Origin of the sequence: Marinobacter halophilus (assembly GCF_003007685.1) — a bacterium.
Classification (GTDB): domain Bacteria; phylum Pseudomonadota; class Gammaproteobacteria; order Pseudomonadales; family Oleiphilaceae; genus Marinobacter; species Marinobacter halophilus.
Genome location: NZ_PXNN01000006.1, coordinates 1 through 14,313 on the forward strand (window position 1 = coordinate 1; position 14,313 = coordinate 14,313).

Sequence of the window (14,313 nt, forward strand, 5' to 3'; positions counted from 1 at the left end):
AGTTTTTTGTGCTGAGCCAAGGTCAGTGCGGGTAGGGCTGAAATTCACACCTTTCGGGAGGGCATGGCTATGGTCGATGTAATCTTGGAATCAACAATAGAGTGTCCAAACTGTGGCCACCAGAAAACCGAAACCATGCCTACCGACTCATGCCAGTATTTCTACGAGTGTGAGTCTTGCCATGTTTTACTAAAACCCAAGCATGGAGACTGCTGTGTTTTTTGTTCATACGGCACAGTACCGTGCCCGCCGATTCAGCAAGGGTCAGGGTGTTGTGCTCCTGGCCCATAACAAGTCGCAGCAGTATGCGGCCGATGGCCGCCGGACGCCCTTTGCGTGGCTCCTTCGTCGCCACTCCAAGGGCGCCGCTGTGCTTCGGCGTTAAATTGCAGGAATAGCATGCGAGTAGGGAGCTTCATTTTCGTTGTGGTTGGGCTTTTAGGAGCTTTTTTCAGCTTCTTGGAATTTTCTGGAGCCTCCCTTCCTTATCAGGATGCAACGCCAGAAATGTTGGAGCAGCAATCCGCTAGCATTCAGTTTTGGGGAGCGTCACTGCTGGCAAACCTTTTTCTTCTCATTGTTGGCGGGTGGGGTTTATGGCGTTCACGCCGCAAGAACTAACCAAGTGGTTGCAGTTGGCGTGGGACTGCAACTTAACCAGGCCATTAAGTCTGTTCCGGGCCGATGGCCCTCCACGGGACGCCCTTGTCAGGGCGCCCCTTATGGCCGGCGTTAAGTGTTTTCAGGGAGGAAACTGTGAGTAAGTATCAAATTGCCCAGCTCAACATTGCCACGCTGATGGCTCCAATCGATTCGCCTCAGCTTTCAGATTTCGTCGAGAATTTGGACAGGATCAACGCGTTGGCTGAGGATTCCCCTGGTTTCGTCTGGCGCTTGCAAACCGAAGAAGGTGATGCCACCGGCATTGATTATTTCGGCTCTGATAAGATCGTGAATCTTTCTCTCTGGGATTCGATCGAGGCTTTGCATAATTACGTTTATCGCTCTGCCCATGTCGAGATCATGCGTCGCAAGAAAGAGTGGTTCCACAAAATGGGTGAGGCATACATGGTTCTTTGGTGGGTGCCTGCCGGTCACATTCCGTCAGTCGAAGAAGCAGCGCGAAAACTAAACATCCTGAGAGAGCACGGACCAACCGCCGAGGCTTTCACGTTCAAAAAAGCCTTCCCGGCTCCCAGTGAATTGGCCAGCGTGCCGACCGATACTTTGGGTGGTGAATGTCCAGCCACTTAACAAATCAATTAAGTTCGTTGCGGCCTTCGGCCTCCACCGGACGGCCCTGTCGGGCTTCCGCTTATTTTTGGCGTTAGTGGCGGCGAGCCTCTGTCCTTAAAGTTCTAAAAAGGTCTAGATACATGTTTTCGACCGATATGTACAAAATGGTCAGATCGAACGGTGACAGCGTGTGCTTCGACCGTCCGGTTTTACCCAGCGCGATTATTTTTGGAGTGATAGGTCTACTTGCAGCTATTTTTACAGTTTTCCTCTGGGACAAACCAAGACTGGAAGCTTGGTTTTGGTTTTCAAGCATAGCAGCAGGATTAATGGTCTACGGGCTTTTGTATATACTCATTCCAGATAAGAGAATTACGTTGGAAAACGGTGGTTCTATATTTGTGTTGAAGGGTAAGCATTGGTTTGGAAAGCGAAACAGTAAATTCTCGTCTGATGGCGCAATGACGATCGTGAGAGTCATTGCGTCAGACGGCAACAGTGCTATGAACTATATCTTAGAGGTAAAAACCTTGGATGGGTTACGCTTCATGATGGGCTTTCATGGCTTTGGAAGTTTTAGTAAAGAAAAGCTCGAGGAGCTTGGTAAGCTGTTAGAGGAGAAATCCAGAAGTCGATTAGCATTGGTGCGTTAATTGAATTCGAATGGTGTGCTAAGTTCAGGCAGCGTCGGAATACGCCACTAACCAGTCGGTCAACCGGACGCCATAACCCTTGCGGGTTCTGGTTCCCTCCGCTTCGCTCCGGCGCCGGTTACCATCAGCGTTAAGTGTCTATTATGGATAGAATTTTAGTCATAGCGGTCGGCTCCGGAATCGTGTCGCTTTTCCTTTTGACCAAGGTTTGGCGAAGCAATGAGCATCTTGCATTCAAGATTGCCGTTAGCTGCGTGACTGTCATACCGATAGTTGGACCGGTCTTCTATCTTTTCGTGGCCAACAACACGCCACCCCAGGATCGGTGCCTTCAGAACAGAGGGCCCCGGGGTGAATATGCACACCGTTGGCTCAGCGTGAAGCCTCTGTACCAGGACATCATTGACGAAAAAAAGGCGGGTGATGGGGTGCAGCAGCGTGAAAACACTTAACCAATCGCTCAAGTACGTTCCCGGCCTGAAGGCCGTCCACCGGACGTCCCTGACGGGCCGCCGCTTAGCTTCGCGTTAAATTCAAAACCTAAAGCCTGATGCTCCCAGGGAGTTGGCTGTAAAGCTGCAAAAAAGGAAGAAAGATGAAAATATTATTTTCGATCGCGTTGTTTTCATTCGTGGTTGCGCTTACTGCATGCGGTAGCTCCGATAATGGTTCTGGTCAGCAGGATATTCCAGATGACGTATTTTCAGAGCAATCTCCACTCGCGTTCGCGCAAGATTACGTGAAGTACGTGCAAGATGACGCGAGTAAAGAGATTTATGGCCAGTTTTTGCACTCGGACGCACGTGAGAAACTAAATTCTGGTTCTAAAATGCTGGACTTCATGTATCAAAGTGCCCCACGGGAAAATTCCGTAATAACCGACCGGGACGTGTTGAGCGAGGAAGCCAAGATAACGGAAAGTGGAGATAAAGTTTCAATACGGTTTTATTTCGACGAGGAGATTGATTTTAAAACCGTTTACCCGCATTCGCCATTTGCCGATGAGGGCTACGTCATCAAAAGTGGTCAAATTAACCTACGAAAGGATAACGACCGGTGGGGAATAATCGGCCATTCCCTTGATGGAGAATAGTGGTTTGAGGCCAGGGCGTTGCTCGGAAAAGAATTTAACCAGTGCAGGCACGGCGACGCCCATTACATTGCGCCTTCGGCTCCATTCCATGGGCGCGCATGCTGCAAGCGTTATATTTCTAGGAGGTACAATTGAAGAAGCGCCCTAAGGAAGAGCAAGAAATTGTTGACCTCCAGCAACCTTCTGGCAGATGTATCATTGTTGAAGATAAAAATACTGGCCTCCTAGAAAAGCTATACTGGAATGAAGAGAACTTTCTGGCTGATCGATTTCATCGGAAGATAAAATCAGAAGCTCAGTGGTTCGAAAACGTTATCAAGCATGCTCCAACAGTTGGCAGCTTTTATGAAAATTTGATTAGAAATACGCTGAGAGAATTTGCTCCAACTAATAATAAGGTTGGCACTGGTTTTGTTTACGACTCATCGAGAGACAAACACGGCAAGCAAATTGATGTCCTTGTTTACGATGATTCCGATAGAAGTGTGGTGTATCGGTGTGACGAATTTGTAGTGATTAATCCTGGCAGCACTATATCTGCAATTGAAGTAAAGAAAACCCTAAATGCTACGAATTTGAAAGACGTTGTAAGGAGTACTTTCTATAACAATCTAGGCTGGAACGGTCGAAAATATAAAGAAATTAACACCATTAATATTTTTGCATTCTCTCTGTCGTGCAAAAAAGACACGATTGTTAACGCTCTAAAGGATATTCTCGAAGACTGTGTTCTATCGCTGACTGTCGAATCAGATGGAGCGCAGGGTAAGATTCCAATAACATATTGCAGCATTCCGGATATATATTTCCTGGACGAAGATTTTTACATACAAACTCAGATCATAGAGAAGGGGGATGAATTTGGCCTAGAAATTCATACCATTCCTTCGCCGGGAACGGGGTCTGTGGGCGCTTTCTTGAGTAACGTTATTCAAGAAAACCGCGAGAAAATGGCCAGTAATGAGAAAAGCTATCTCTATAGAAATATACGGCCGTGCCCAAAACATTGTGAAGTCGAAGGTAGCATGCTTTTAATTGACATAGTGTCCTTTTCTCAAATTGTTGGAGCATTTCCAGATTCACGAGAAGAGCTTCTGTCGCTATCTCTAGACGAAATGAAACCGTTATTAGTTTTCATTCCAAAAGGACTCGATATTAAGTCTTATGCCAGCGCAAAAGAGTTTTTTGAAAAAAGTGGCGCTACAGTAGAGTTTTTTAACAAGGAAGGCCCAGTGATAGTACCTTGTTCTGAAGTAAAAATATAACAAGGCACTGTTGTCGGACAATTTTTCCACCGCTTCGCGGTTCCAAAATTGCCGCAAAGTTTCAGCGTTATGCACCAAGGAGGAAACATGATTTCAGATATGGAAAGGAAGCTTGCGAAGCAGGTAATAGAGCTGCATGACGGGAAGAGTTTTGCTCTCTTGCAGGAAATGTCGGCCCCATCACTTCGCGAAGAGAGCGACGCTACTATTACTGAACATGCCTACATTTCATCGTGCGAAAGCATTCAGCATGAACTGGGAGAGTTGAGTGAGGTTGAGTTTATAGATTGCCTTCGAAGAGCTGGTTCGCAGCTTACCCTTTGGAAGGCGAAATACTCTGCCAGTGAGGATGAAGTTTTTTGGGCCGTTGGTTTTGATGCCGCAACGCACAAAGTTAAAGATGTTCTCGTAAACTGGTAAATGCATAACAAATCATTCCAGTACGTTCCGGCCCTGAAGGGCCTCCACCGGACGGCCTTTTCTCCGCTTCGCTACGCAAAGGCCGCCGCTGAATTTTGGCGTTATGCACAAGGAGAGTGATGTTCAGTTATAAGTTCAAGCTGTCGAAAGACGAAAAGCATTCGATATATGCAACGATCGTTTTACTGCTGGTTGGCTATCTCATCGCGGCAGGCATTTGCGAGCCCACAATGTTTGCCCGCTTTGGTGCGCTTGCTGTCTGTGTCGGGATTATCTTTAGTATGAAAGGACTACCGGAGATTATTGAGGCCGCACGTCCTCGCTTTACTGATCATGCCCAGGAGATGCGTGAATTAGCGGACAAAATGTTTGTCGACAAAGGGCTCGACTCTGAGCAGAGAGAATCCGCACATTCCAAGCTGGAGCCTTTGATTGAGGAGTACATTTCAGGCACCGGTAAAACGATTGACATGGTGAAGCGGCGCCTCCTTCGGATAGAGGGAACAATAGTCGTTATTGGCACCCTGGTTTGGGGGTTCGGTGACTATCTGGTTCTCGAGGGGATTCAAGCGTGTACCGGCCTTGCATAACCAGTCAATTAAGTTCGTTCCCGGCCTGGAGGCCGTCCACCGGACGTCCCTGACGGGCCGCCGCTTATTTCAGCGTTATACGCAGGTAGGTTCGAGGCAAAGTGCTTAAAGCTCGCAAAGTGATTTCAGCGTTAATTCTTGTCGGTTCAGTCGGCCTGGCTCTGTTTGGTTCGTTTAGTGATCAGGCGGAGATGTTTTATCTTGCCGGTTTCGTTGGGCTTGTTTTGTTTTCTGGTATCTGGCCGTGGGCAAGCAGCAAGGGCGTGAAACGAAGGGCTGATTTGGCAATCTCTGCTTCGGAACTCCCAATTGTCGACTGCCGGTCGCGTATGAATCGCGGCTCACCCGGTTCTTCAAACGATGGTACAGGTATCGAAATTGAGTAACGTATAACCAGTGCATTAAATACGTTCCGGCCCGATGGGCCTCCACCGGACGGCTTTTTCTCCGCTTCGCTACAAAAAAGCCGCCGTTTATGCAGGCGTTAGAGTTCAAGAAAGGCCGGTGATGACTATAACGAGAAAAATTTATTCGTTAGATCATATAGTTTTAGGTATCGTTACAGCAGTATCCAGTATTGGATCAATTTTTTCATTGTTTTCACATGATTTTGTGGTTGATCCTGTAATCTCTAAGTGGTCGGTCTATATATCGTTAGGCCTGATTGTATTTTTGTGCGCTATTTATTGGCTTTTATATGTCAAGGGAATTTTTTGTTCATTCAGAGAGTCCAGTCTTTTCCCCAAGGGGTTAAAAGAGTTTGCTCTATTTCTCGGAGGGCCTGTATTGCTTTTTGGGTTGTTTTGGGTAAATTCGGCGTTTTTCGTTCCAAAGTTATTTACAGAAACTTTTGGTGAAGATGCTACTTTGACTGCTGAAGTAAAAAAACAATCGGGAGCTAGTCGGCGACGGTGGGGTTGTCGGCATCGATTAGAGTTTGATTCATTTAGCCGCCATTTGTTTTTTTACTGTATTTCCGAGCAGACCTATAATTCTCTTCCCGATCGGGGAATAGAAGTTGAGCTTCTGGTTAAGCAATCTGAGCTTGGATATGTGGTTAAAGGTCTAACATATGATAAAGATCAACTCTAACAAGGCCAAGCACGGCGACGACCACTACATTGCGGCTTCGCCTCCATTTCGTAGCCGCGCATGTTGGCGGCGTTATGCCCCTCTCTCAGCCTACTTTGCCGCATATTAACGCTTGACGTTATTAACGCTCTGCGTCATTATTCCCATATGATCATATCGTTCAAGTGTAAGGATACCGAGAAGCTGGCAAGCGGACGCCGCGTCAGACGCTTCGTCAATTTTGAGCGAGTTGCCTTGAGGAAAATTCGGCAACTTCAGGCTGCAAGCCAGTTGGATGATCTTAAAGTACCGCCCGGAAATATGTTGGAGCCATTACATGGTGACCGCCAAGGTCAGCACAGCATTCGAATCAACAGGCAGTTTCGGGTTTGCTTCCGCTGGACCAAGGCTGGCGCGGAAGATATCGAAATTGTTGATTACCATTAGGAGGTAACTCATGCGCAACATTGAAGCTGTAACGCCAGGCGAATTACTTAAAGAAGAGTTTCTTGAGCCGATGGGTATTTCTCAATACCGCTTGGCCAAAGAGATTGGGGTGCCTGCTCAGAGGATAGGCCAGATTATTGCTGGAAAGCGTTCGATAACCGCAGACACGGACCTGCGACTTTGTCGCTTTTTTGGTTTGTCCAATGGCTACTGGTTGCGAGCTCAGGCAGCCTACGACACTGAGATTGCGGAAGATGCCCTTGAGGATCAGTTGAAGAATATTCGTCCGTGGAATGCTGTATCTGAAATCGGGCACAGGGCATAACCAACGGCTGCACAGCGACCGATTTTCCGCCGCTTCACGGCTCCAAACCGGCGCGTGAGCCGGGCGTTACGTTGCATCGACATCGATGGTTTTGAGATCAATTTAAACAGGGAGTTAATTGAGTATGGGATTCAATTTACGTTTCGGTCTTATTTTCCTGGTTACCCTTATGCCAGCATTCACTAATGCCGCCGGGGAAACCATTCAGATAAAGGATGAGGATGCTCCTTTACTCCACGAGATCGATGATGGGCTGTCTTCCCTAATGGACGCTGCCGGGGAGTGCCGTAGTACTGATTCCAATCTCTATGAGTGTCTCTGCACAGAATCAACATCACTCAAAAAATTAGACTCAGCTCTTCGCACAGCACTCGATAAAAAGCCTGAATGGAAAGGCGAGACCATTTATCACGACGGTGTCACTCTTCAGATTCCAAGCCTTGAGAAACAGGTTGAAGACGTCCAAAAGCATTGCAGTGCTTAAGGTCTTTGTTGCGTGGAGTTCGCATGCCACGTAACAAGTCAATCAAGTTCGTTCCGGCCTTCGGCCTCCACCGGACGCCCCTGTCGGGCCGCCGCTTATTTCAGCGTGTGTGCCGGGCATGGCACAGAACTAGGGAGGTGAACGCCGCCCGGGTGAAAGTCCTCCTGCCAGGTGTTCGCAGAGCCGAAGGCTAGGAAAAGGGCAAGGGCGTCATCGCGAGGTGAGGTCTCCGGAGCGCCGGCCGGAAGTAAGCCCAATCCAAAGCGGCGGGGCGACGAACAGGAACCCGATACGAGGTGTGGTACATCCGGGGCGAGCGGGCACGTGACCGCGAAGCCCTCCTTCTGCGACCGGGATGTGCTTTATAAATCGGGCGTCTACGCCGTGAAAGCTCTGTGCCTTACCCCGGGAGGTCTGCCATGTGTGGACGGACCCACTGAGAGACGAGCGATCGCCTCTGATCGCGTGGCAGAAATCAGCCGAGGGCATAGTAGGTTCGCCCGTGAACTGAAGGCCCGAACAGAGACAGGAGTCGAGTGTCCGTGCAGGGAAACGGGATGGCATCCGCAAAGCAGCTTGCGCTGCCCCTGGAGAACCCAGGGGATGAACCCGTTGCCGGAAAGCGGGAAAACTCGCACTTCGTTCAACCCTCACCGTGGATGGCGCGTGTATTGAGCAGGGACAACCTCAATCGCGCCCTGAAACAGGTTCGACGTAACAAGGGAGCGCCAGGCATCGAGGGCATGACGGTCGATGAGTTGCCGGATTACTTGCGCCAACACTGGCCAGAAATCCGGCAACAGCTGCTCCAGCAGACCTACCGACCGAAGCCGGTCCGGCGGGTCACCATCCCCAAAGCCAGCGGCGGCTCCCGCCCTCTGGGCATTCCGACGGTGCTGGATCGCTTTATCCAGCAGGCGATAGCCCAGGTTATCCAGCAAGACTGGGAACCCCGCTTCCACCCACACAGCTATGGCTTCCGTCCGGGACGCTCCGCTCATCAGGCGGTCCGGTACGGACAACGCTGCGCTCGGGAAGGTCGTAGCTGGGTGGTGGATCTGGACCTTGAAGCCTTCTTTGACCGGGTAAACCATGATCGCCTGATGGCACGGTTGAAACGGCACACGCCGAACAGACCACTGCTCAGGCTGATCAACCAGTACCTGAAAGCAGGCGTCCAGATCGACCATCACAAAGAGCCCACACCCGAGGGCGTGCCACAAGGTGGGCCACTGTCTCCGGTGTTGGCGAATGTGGTGCTGGACGAACTGGACTGGGAGCTGGAGAGGCGCAACCTGCACTTTGCCCGCTACGCGGATGACTGCCAGATCTATGTTGGTAGCCGCCGCGCAGGAGAGCGGGTGATGGTGAGTCTGACACGCTTTATCGAGGACTCACTGAGGCTCACAGTGAATACACGAAAGAGCGCGGTAGACCGGCCCTGGAAGCGGAGCTTCCTAGGCTTCACCCTCAGCCGGAAAGGGCAGCGATTGAAAGTGGCTGACAAAGCCATCACCAAGCTGAAAGCCCAGATCCGGAAACTGAGCCGCCGAACACGGGGCCACTCACTGGCCCAGGTGATCGCAGATCTGAAAGAGACCCTGCTTGGTTGGAAAGCGTACTTCGACGCAGCCGAAGTACTGAGCCCGCTGCGGGACCTGGACAAGTGGATACGGCGGAGAATGAGAAGTTACGTGTGGAAGCAATGGGGCCGAAGGGGGTATCGTGAGCTGAGAAAGCGGGGTGTCTCGGTCAGGTTGGCCTGGAACACCGCGAAATCAGCCCGCGGCCCGTGGCGCCTGAGTCATTCGCCGGCACTGCGGGAAGCCTTTGCGTAAACCGCTGAAGGTTGCCACCCATTCCACGTGAAGCCTGCCACCCGGACCGGGGCAAGGCTGCCACCCATCGGAGCGTAGCGACGAGGGGTTTCTCTTCTTACTCCGAAGCCGTAGTGTCCGTCAACTTTGCCTGCCGCTTTCGCATGGATTCGCCCCTGAGATTGATCTTGTAGGCGTTGTGAACGAGGCGGTCCAGGATGGCATCGGCCAGAGTGGCGTCCCCGATGACGTCATGCCATTGATCCATGGGTAATTGGCTAGTGGCGATGGTGGAGCGCCTGCCATGTCGGTCTTCCAGCACCTCCAGCAAGTCCCTTCGGTTCTCCGCGCTCAGTTTCATCAGCCCCCAGTCATCCAGGATCAGCACGTCAACCTTGGCCAGACTTGTCAGGAGTTTTGAGTATTGGCCGTCGCCCTTGGCAATGGTCAACTCCCGCAACAGTCGGGTCAGGCGCACGTACTGTGCGGTGTAGCCTTCCCGGCAGGCCTTGTGTGCCAGTGCACAGGCCAGCCAGGTTTTGCCAACCCCGGTGGGACCGGTGATGAGCACGTTCAGGTGCTCTTTTACCCATTGGCAGCCGGCCAGTGATTGCACCAGCCCTTTATCCAGGCCCCGTGAGTTCCGGTAATCGATGTCTTCGAGGATGGCCGTGTGTCGCAGCCTGGCACGGCGCAACCGGCTGGTCATGCGCCGGTTGTCTCGCTCGGTCATTTCCCGGTCCACGAGCAGCCCGAGGCGTTCCTCGAAGCTCAAGTCGGTGATGTCGGGGGTGGCCGACTGATCCGCCAGGGCGGCGGCCATGCCGGTCAGTTTGAGGGCGTGGAGCTTGTCCAGTGTAGGATGTTTCAGCATGTCAGAGATCCTTCAGTGGTAGTAGGCGGGGCCACGGATGTTGTCGTGGGTGTCGGGCAAGGCCAGTTCCTGTTGCTCTTCCAGGGGCTGCTGATCCAGACGGTGTTTGAGGATGGATTCAATGCTCTTGTAGCGGCAGCTTCCCAGCATCAGGGCTCGCTGGCAGGCGGCCTCCAGCCGCGACTCGCCGTAGCTCTGCCCCAACCGGAGAATGCCCAGACATGAGCGGTACGCCTGCTGTGGGTGTTTGCGGGCACCCAGTGCGGTGCGGATAAGCTTCTCCGTCGCCGGTCCGGTCTTGGCTGCCCAGCCGATCAGCCGTTCCGGCGACCACTCGCCGGCCTGGCGGTGGGATTCGGGCATGTGAGCGGCAATGGTGGTGTGTCGCCCCTTCTGATCAGAGCGCCGGTGGCTGGCGACCCGGTTGCCCCGGTAAAAGCACTCGATGGTGTTGTGGGTGATGCGGACCTCCACCTCTTTCTTGATCAGGGTTTAGGGCACTGAGTAGTAGTGACCGTCGATAGCCACGTGGTAGTCGATGTGGACTCGGGCTATTTTCCACTCGGCATAGGTGTATGGCTCTACCGGCAATGGCTGTAGAACCGGTTTATCTAGCTGTTCGAAGTGGTCGCGCCGGCAGCCAGGCAACTTGCGGAAGGGCCGGGTGTTCAGCCGCTCCAGCAACTCACGGATGGTGGCGTTAAGCTGACCCAGGGAGAAGTGCTGGCGATGGCGCAACGCCGCCAGGATCCAGCGCTCGACGATCAACACACCCCCTTCCACCTTGGCCTTGTCGCGGGGCTTACGGGCGCGCGTGGGGACGATGGCGATCCCATAATGGGCAGCCATATCCTGGTAAGTTGGATTGAGGTCCGGCTCGTACCGGTGAGCCTTGGTAACGCCCGATTTCAAATTGTCGGGGACCACTAATTCCGGAACTCCATTCAGGTACTGGAAGGCCCGGGTGTGAGAGCCGATCCAGTCCGGCAATGTCTGGCTCCAGGTGGCTTCGGCGTAGGTGTAATTGGATGCGCCCATCACCGCGACAAAGACCTGCGCCTCATGGATCTCTCCGGTGGTACGGTCAATGACGGGCACGGTCTGGCCGGCATAGTCCACGAACAGCTTCTCACCGGCCCGATGGTCCTGGCGCATCACCAGATCCAGCTTGCCCTGCCAGGCCCGGTAGTGCTCGCAGAACCAGCTGTACTGATACCCCTCCGGATTGGCCTGCCGGTACTCCTGCCAAAGCAGGAACAGGGTGACGTTCTTGCCTCTGAGTTCCTCGTGGATCTGCTGCCAGTCCGGTAGGCCCCGGATCTGGGCCGGCAGGTCCGGTGGCGGCGGGAACAGCAACTGTTCCAGATGGGCCTCATCCAGATCCGCAGGCAGTGGCCAGCTCAGGCCAGCCTCAGCGGTACGGCGCAGGTATTCGCTCACGGTGGGGCGGCTGACGCCGCAGGCCGCCGCAATCTGACGATTGCTCAGGCCCCGCTCCCACTTGAGGCGAAGGACTTCTTTGATTTTTCGCATGGATAACCTCTTCGCTGGCATCTGACCTTCTCCGGATGAAAAGGGTCAGAGTACCGTTAAGTTATCCCGCGTCACGCGGCTTTGATGGGGTGAGTCAGGCAGCCTGCCAGGGTGGCAGCTTTGCCGTGGAATCAGTGGCAGCTTTCGCGTGGAATGGGTGGCAGGCTTCGTCTGGAATCAGTGGCAACCTTGGTCTGGAATACGCAGCCTTACCGGCTCGGTTGTTCCGGAGCTATGGACTGCCGGAATTGGCAGTACGGTAACGGGTTGAATCAAGTCACTGAATCGCCGTGGTACGTGATCCGTATGCCCGGTGATGTGGGAGGAGGGGCATCGTGAGGTGCCTCCCTATCCCGATTACACCTCACTAACCTGGCCTTGAATTTTATACGGCATCGCCGTATATTTTGGTGATGCTATTCATCGAAACCTCAACGTTCACCAAGCTATTGCCGAACTACCTCACGGACGAGGAATATCGTGGGCTTCAAACCTACCTTTTGCAGAAGCCGGATGCCGGGGATCTAATCAAAGGCTCAGGTGGCGTTCGTAAAGTTCGATGGGCACCAGCGGGTTCGGGAAAGAGCGGTGGTATCAGGGCCATTTACTACTGGAAGAAGTCTGACCACGAGATATGGATGCTCACGCTGTACAGTAAATCAGAGCGCGCCAGCATTCCTGGCCATACGCTCAAGCAGATAGCGGAGGCAATCAAAAATGGGTGACAGGAACCTTGGGGCAGAGATTCTTGATGGCATCAATGAAATCAAGCAGTTCAAGAAGGGCAAATTGGCTCTACGAACCCATGAGCTATCAGAGCCCTCACCGCCTAAAGTGATCAGGCTGAAGTTGAACATGTCGCAAGCTGCATTTGCCGGTCTAATGGGTGTTAGTGTGCGAACCCTTCAGGATTGGGAGCAGGGTCGGCGTGAACCGCAGGGGCCTGCGGTGGCGCTTTTGCGCATTGCTGAGCAACACCCGGAAGTTTTCAATCAGCTTCACTGACCAAAGTGAGGTGTAACCAGGCCATGCACCGGATGCCAAACCCTCCGCTTCGCTGCGGTTTTGTCACCGGTGATGGCGGGCGTTATGTTTCTTTCAGAGCAGGCTCGAGTCCAAGGTGATCAACAAAAGGAATAAAGTCGCGATCCAAAAACAGAAGAGGTAGCTCCTTCTCTATGCAGAAGGTCGCGATAATCACGTCGGCAGTTTTTCTGATCGTGATGCCCCTTTTTCGAAGCGCTCGATAATTGTCGGCGCACTTGGTTGCCATAGCTTTGCCAAACATTTCATATTGATTCAGCGCTTGCAGGCTTTGTTTCGTCTGACGGTATTGTTTGTTGTTGCGGATGCCTTGCAGGATTTCCAGAAATATGAGGTCGCCGATAGCGACTGATCCTTGGATTATCGAGGCGTCCAGCAGGTCGGTTTGCGGGTTTTTGACTCCGTTGAAATAGTCGATCCAGACGCTGGTATCCACCAGTATCATCGGGCGCTCCGCATTTCATCCAGGTCGCCTTCCCACTCGACTTTGCCTCGCAACTTTCGAATTTCTTGTTGCTTGCTAAGCTGGACCAGAAGTTTCAGGCCTTGCTCAACGGCCTCTTTTTTGGTTTCGTAGCCGGAGGCCTTGAGGGCTTCGGCCATCAACTGATCGTCAATGACAATGTTCGTTCTCATCTGGCACCTATGTGTATAAACTTAAATATCTATACACAATCTAGCACTTCAGGAAGAACATAACAATCGGCTGCACAGCGACCGATTTTCCGCCGCGCTGCGGCTCCAAACCGGCGCGTGAGCCGGGCGTTAGCTATTGAGTACAAAAAGCACACAATGTGCTAAGATTTGACTCATGAAACCTATCACATGGAACCCAGAGAAGAATAAGCTTCTTCAAGCAGAAAGGAACGTCTCTTTCGAGGATGTGGTTTTGCATATCTCGGTTGGAGGCATCCTGGATACGTTCGAGCATCCGAATCAGGAGCGATATCCGGAGCAACAAATTCATGTGGTTGAGATCGAGGGGTATGCGTATTTGGTGCCCTTTGTGGAGTCAGAGGATGAGGTTTTTCTGAAAACGATCATCCCGAGCCGGAAAGCGACCAAAACCTATTTGGGAGGTCCAAAATGAGTAGGCTGGATAAAGAAGAGCAAGAAATTCTGGATGCATTCGATGCAGGAGAGCTGCAGCGGTCGCCAGACAGTGAAAACAGGAAACTGCGGCATCAACAGTACGCCGAGGCCATGTTCAAGAAAGATGCCCGTATTAACATCAGACTATCCTCCAAGGATCTTAGGGGGCTGCAGAAGAAGGCTCTTGCAGAAGGCATCCCCTACCAAACGCTTGTTGCCAGCATCCTTCATAAATATGTTGAAGGTCGCTTGCACGAGGATCGATAGCTAACCAGGCCATGCACCGGATGCCAAAACCTCCGCTTCGCTCTGGTTCCGTCACCGGTGATGGCGGGCGTTGTGCCCCTCCAATCCATTGATTGGCGCAAC

Annotated in this window: 21 protein-coding genes and 1 pseudogene; 17 read left to right on the forward strand and 5 right to left on the reverse strand. The window is 52.3% G+C overall.

Annotation, left to right across the window (positions count from 1 at the left end; translation table 11 throughout):
- Positions 1 to 69: 69 nt before the first annotated feature.
- The 3 genes from C7H08_RS18330 (at position 70) to C7H08_RS04075 (ending at position 1,889) form a co-directional block, all read left to right on the forward strand.
- On the forward strand, positions 70 to 291 hold the full coding sequence (locus C7H08_RS18330) for a GDCCVxC domain-containing (seleno)protein (protein WP_106669738.1): 222 nt from the start codon (positions 70 to 72) through the stop codon (positions 289 to 291).
- A gap of 465 nt (positions 292 to 756) precedes the next feature.
- Entirely contained in the window at positions 757 to 1,254 is a 498-nt protein-coding gene (locus C7H08_RS04070; protein ID WP_106670506.1) for a DUF3291 domain-containing protein, read from the forward strand.
- Positions 1,255 to 1,376: 122 nt separating this feature from the next.
- Complete coding sequence (locus C7H08_RS04075) at positions 1,377 to 1,889, forward strand: hypothetical protein (protein ID WP_106670507.1); 513 nt, start codon at positions 1,377 to 1,379, stop codon at positions 1,887 to 1,889.
- Positions 1,890 to 2,044: 155 nt separating this feature from the next.
- On the opposite strand, the gene C7H08_RS18075 is transcribed toward C7H08_RS04075, so the two are convergent.
- Entirely contained in the window at positions 2,045 to 2,353 is a 309-nt protein-coding gene (locus tag C7H08_RS18075; protein WP_133169816.1) for an uL1 family ribosomal protein, read from the reverse strand.
- A 131-nt stretch (positions 2,354 to 2,484) separates the two neighbouring features.
- Between C7H08_RS18075 and C7H08_RS04085 the strand changes: the two genes are divergently transcribed.
- From C7H08_RS04085 to ltrA, 10 genes are all read left to right on the forward strand, one after another.
- Complete coding sequence (locus C7H08_RS04085) at positions 2,485 to 2,982, forward strand: hypothetical protein (RefSeq protein WP_106670509.1); 498 nt, start codon at positions 2,485 to 2,487, stop codon at positions 2,980 to 2,982.
- 131 nt (positions 2,983 to 3,113) lie between these two features.
- On the forward strand, positions 3,114 to 4,247 hold the full coding sequence (locus C7H08_RS04090) for a DUF6602 domain-containing protein (RefSeq protein WP_106670510.1): 1,134 nt from the start codon (positions 3,114 to 3,116) through the stop codon (positions 4,245 to 4,247).
- Positions 4,248 to 4,334: 87 nt separating this feature from the next.
- A complete protein-coding gene (locus C7H08_RS04095; RefSeq protein WP_106670511.1) occupies positions 4,335 to 4,667 on the forward strand; it encodes a hypothetical protein in 333 nt (110 codons plus the stop codon).
- 119 nt (positions 4,668 to 4,786) lie between these two features.
- Positions 4,787 to 5,257 carry a hypothetical protein gene (locus tag C7H08_RS04100; RefSeq protein ID WP_106670512.1) on the forward strand — a complete coding sequence of 157 codons (471 nt, stop codon included), beginning with the start codon at positions 4,787 to 4,789 and terminating at the stop codon, positions 5,255 to 5,257.
- A 101-nt stretch (positions 5,258 to 5,358) separates the two neighbouring features.
- On the forward strand, positions 5,359 to 5,643 hold the full coding sequence (locus C7H08_RS04105) for a hypothetical protein (protein ID WP_106670513.1): 285 nt from the start codon (positions 5,359 to 5,361) through the stop codon (positions 5,641 to 5,643).
- A 118-nt stretch (positions 5,644 to 5,761) separates the two neighbouring features.
- Entirely contained in the window at positions 5,762 to 6,349 is a 588-nt protein-coding gene (locus C7H08_RS18080) for a hypothetical protein (RefSeq protein ID WP_207768284.1), read from the forward strand.
- A gap of 147 nt (positions 6,350 to 6,496) precedes the next feature.
- Entirely contained in the window at positions 6,497 to 6,775 is a 279-nt protein-coding gene (locus C7H08_RS04110; protein WP_106670514.1) for a type II toxin-antitoxin system RelE/ParE family toxin, read from the forward strand.
- Between the two features lie 10 nt (positions 6,776 to 6,785).
- Positions 6,786 to 7,100 (forward strand): HigA family addiction module antitoxin, encoded by a 315-nt coding sequence (locus tag C7H08_RS04115; RefSeq protein ID WP_106670515.1) that lies wholly within the window; start codon positions 6,786 to 6,788, stop codon positions 7,098 to 7,100.
- Positions 7,101 to 7,224: 124 nt separating this feature from the next.
- Complete coding sequence (locus C7H08_RS04120; RefSeq protein ID WP_106670516.1) at positions 7,225 to 7,584, forward strand: hypothetical protein; 360 nt, start codon at positions 7,225 to 7,227, stop codon at positions 7,582 to 7,584.
- Between the two features lie 557 nt (positions 7,585 to 8,141).
- Entirely contained in the window at positions 8,142 to 9,422 is a 1,281-nt protein-coding gene (ltrA, locus tag C7H08_RS04125) for a group II intron reverse transcriptase/maturase (protein WP_106670517.1), read from the forward strand.
- A 97-nt stretch (positions 9,423 to 9,519) separates the two neighbouring features.
- Here the strand turns inward: ltrA and istB are convergent, their stop codons facing one another.
- Both istB and istA read right to left on the reverse strand, forming a co-directional pair.
- The gene (gene istB, locus C7H08_RS04130) at positions 9,520 to 10,275 is read right to left on the reverse strand and encodes an IS21-like element helper ATPase IstB (protein WP_106670518.1); all 756 of its coding nucleotides are present in this window, start codon (positions 10,273 to 10,275) and stop codon (positions 9,520 to 9,522) included.
- 12 nt (positions 10,276 to 10,287) lie between these two features.
- A pseudogene (gene istA, locus C7H08_RS04135) lies at positions 10,288 to 11,829 on the reverse strand (IS21 family transposase).
- 392 nt (positions 11,830 to 12,221) lie between these two features.
- Between istA and C7H08_RS04145 the strand changes: the two are divergent.
- A complete protein-coding gene (locus C7H08_RS04145; protein ID WP_012137896.1) occupies positions 12,222 to 12,533 on the forward strand; it encodes a type II toxin-antitoxin system RelE/ParE family toxin in 312 nt (103 codons plus the stop codon).
- Positions 12,526 to 12,813 (forward strand): helix-turn-helix domain-containing protein, encoded by a 288-nt coding sequence (locus C7H08_RS04150; RefSeq protein WP_106670519.1) that lies wholly within the window; start codon positions 12,526 to 12,528, stop codon positions 12,811 to 12,813. The genes C7H08_RS04145 and C7H08_RS04150 overlap by 8 nt, the downstream gene beginning before the upstream one ends.
- 82 nt (positions 12,814 to 12,895) lie before the next feature.
- Here the strand turns inward: C7H08_RS04150 and vapC are convergent, their stop codons facing one another.
- A complete protein-coding gene (gene vapC, locus C7H08_RS04155; RefSeq protein ID WP_106670520.1) occupies positions 12,896 to 13,297 on the reverse strand; it encodes a type II toxin-antitoxin system VapC family toxin in 402 nt (133 codons plus the stop codon).
- Complete coding sequence (locus C7H08_RS04160; protein WP_106670521.1) at positions 13,294 to 13,488, reverse strand: type II toxin-antitoxin system VapB family antitoxin; 195 nt, start codon at positions 13,486 to 13,488, stop codon at positions 13,294 to 13,296. Before C7H08_RS04160 ends, vapC begins: the two co-directional genes overlap by 4 nt.
- A 175-nt stretch (positions 13,489 to 13,663) precedes the next feature.
- Here C7H08_RS04160 and C7H08_RS04165 point away from each other — a divergent pair, with 175 nt between their 5' ends.
- Both C7H08_RS04165 and C7H08_RS04170 read left to right on the forward strand, forming a co-directional pair.
- The gene (locus C7H08_RS04165) at positions 13,664 to 13,942 is read left to right on the forward strand and encodes a BrnT family toxin (RefSeq protein ID WP_106670522.1); all 279 of its coding nucleotides are present in this window, start codon (positions 13,664 to 13,666) and stop codon (positions 13,940 to 13,942) included.
- A complete protein-coding gene (locus C7H08_RS04170; protein ID WP_106670523.1) occupies positions 13,939 to 14,211 on the forward strand; it encodes an antitoxin in 273 nt (90 codons plus the stop codon). Before C7H08_RS04165 ends, C7H08_RS04170 begins: the two co-directional genes overlap by 4 nt.
- The last annotated feature ends 102 nt before the right edge of the window (positions 14,212 to 14,313 follow it).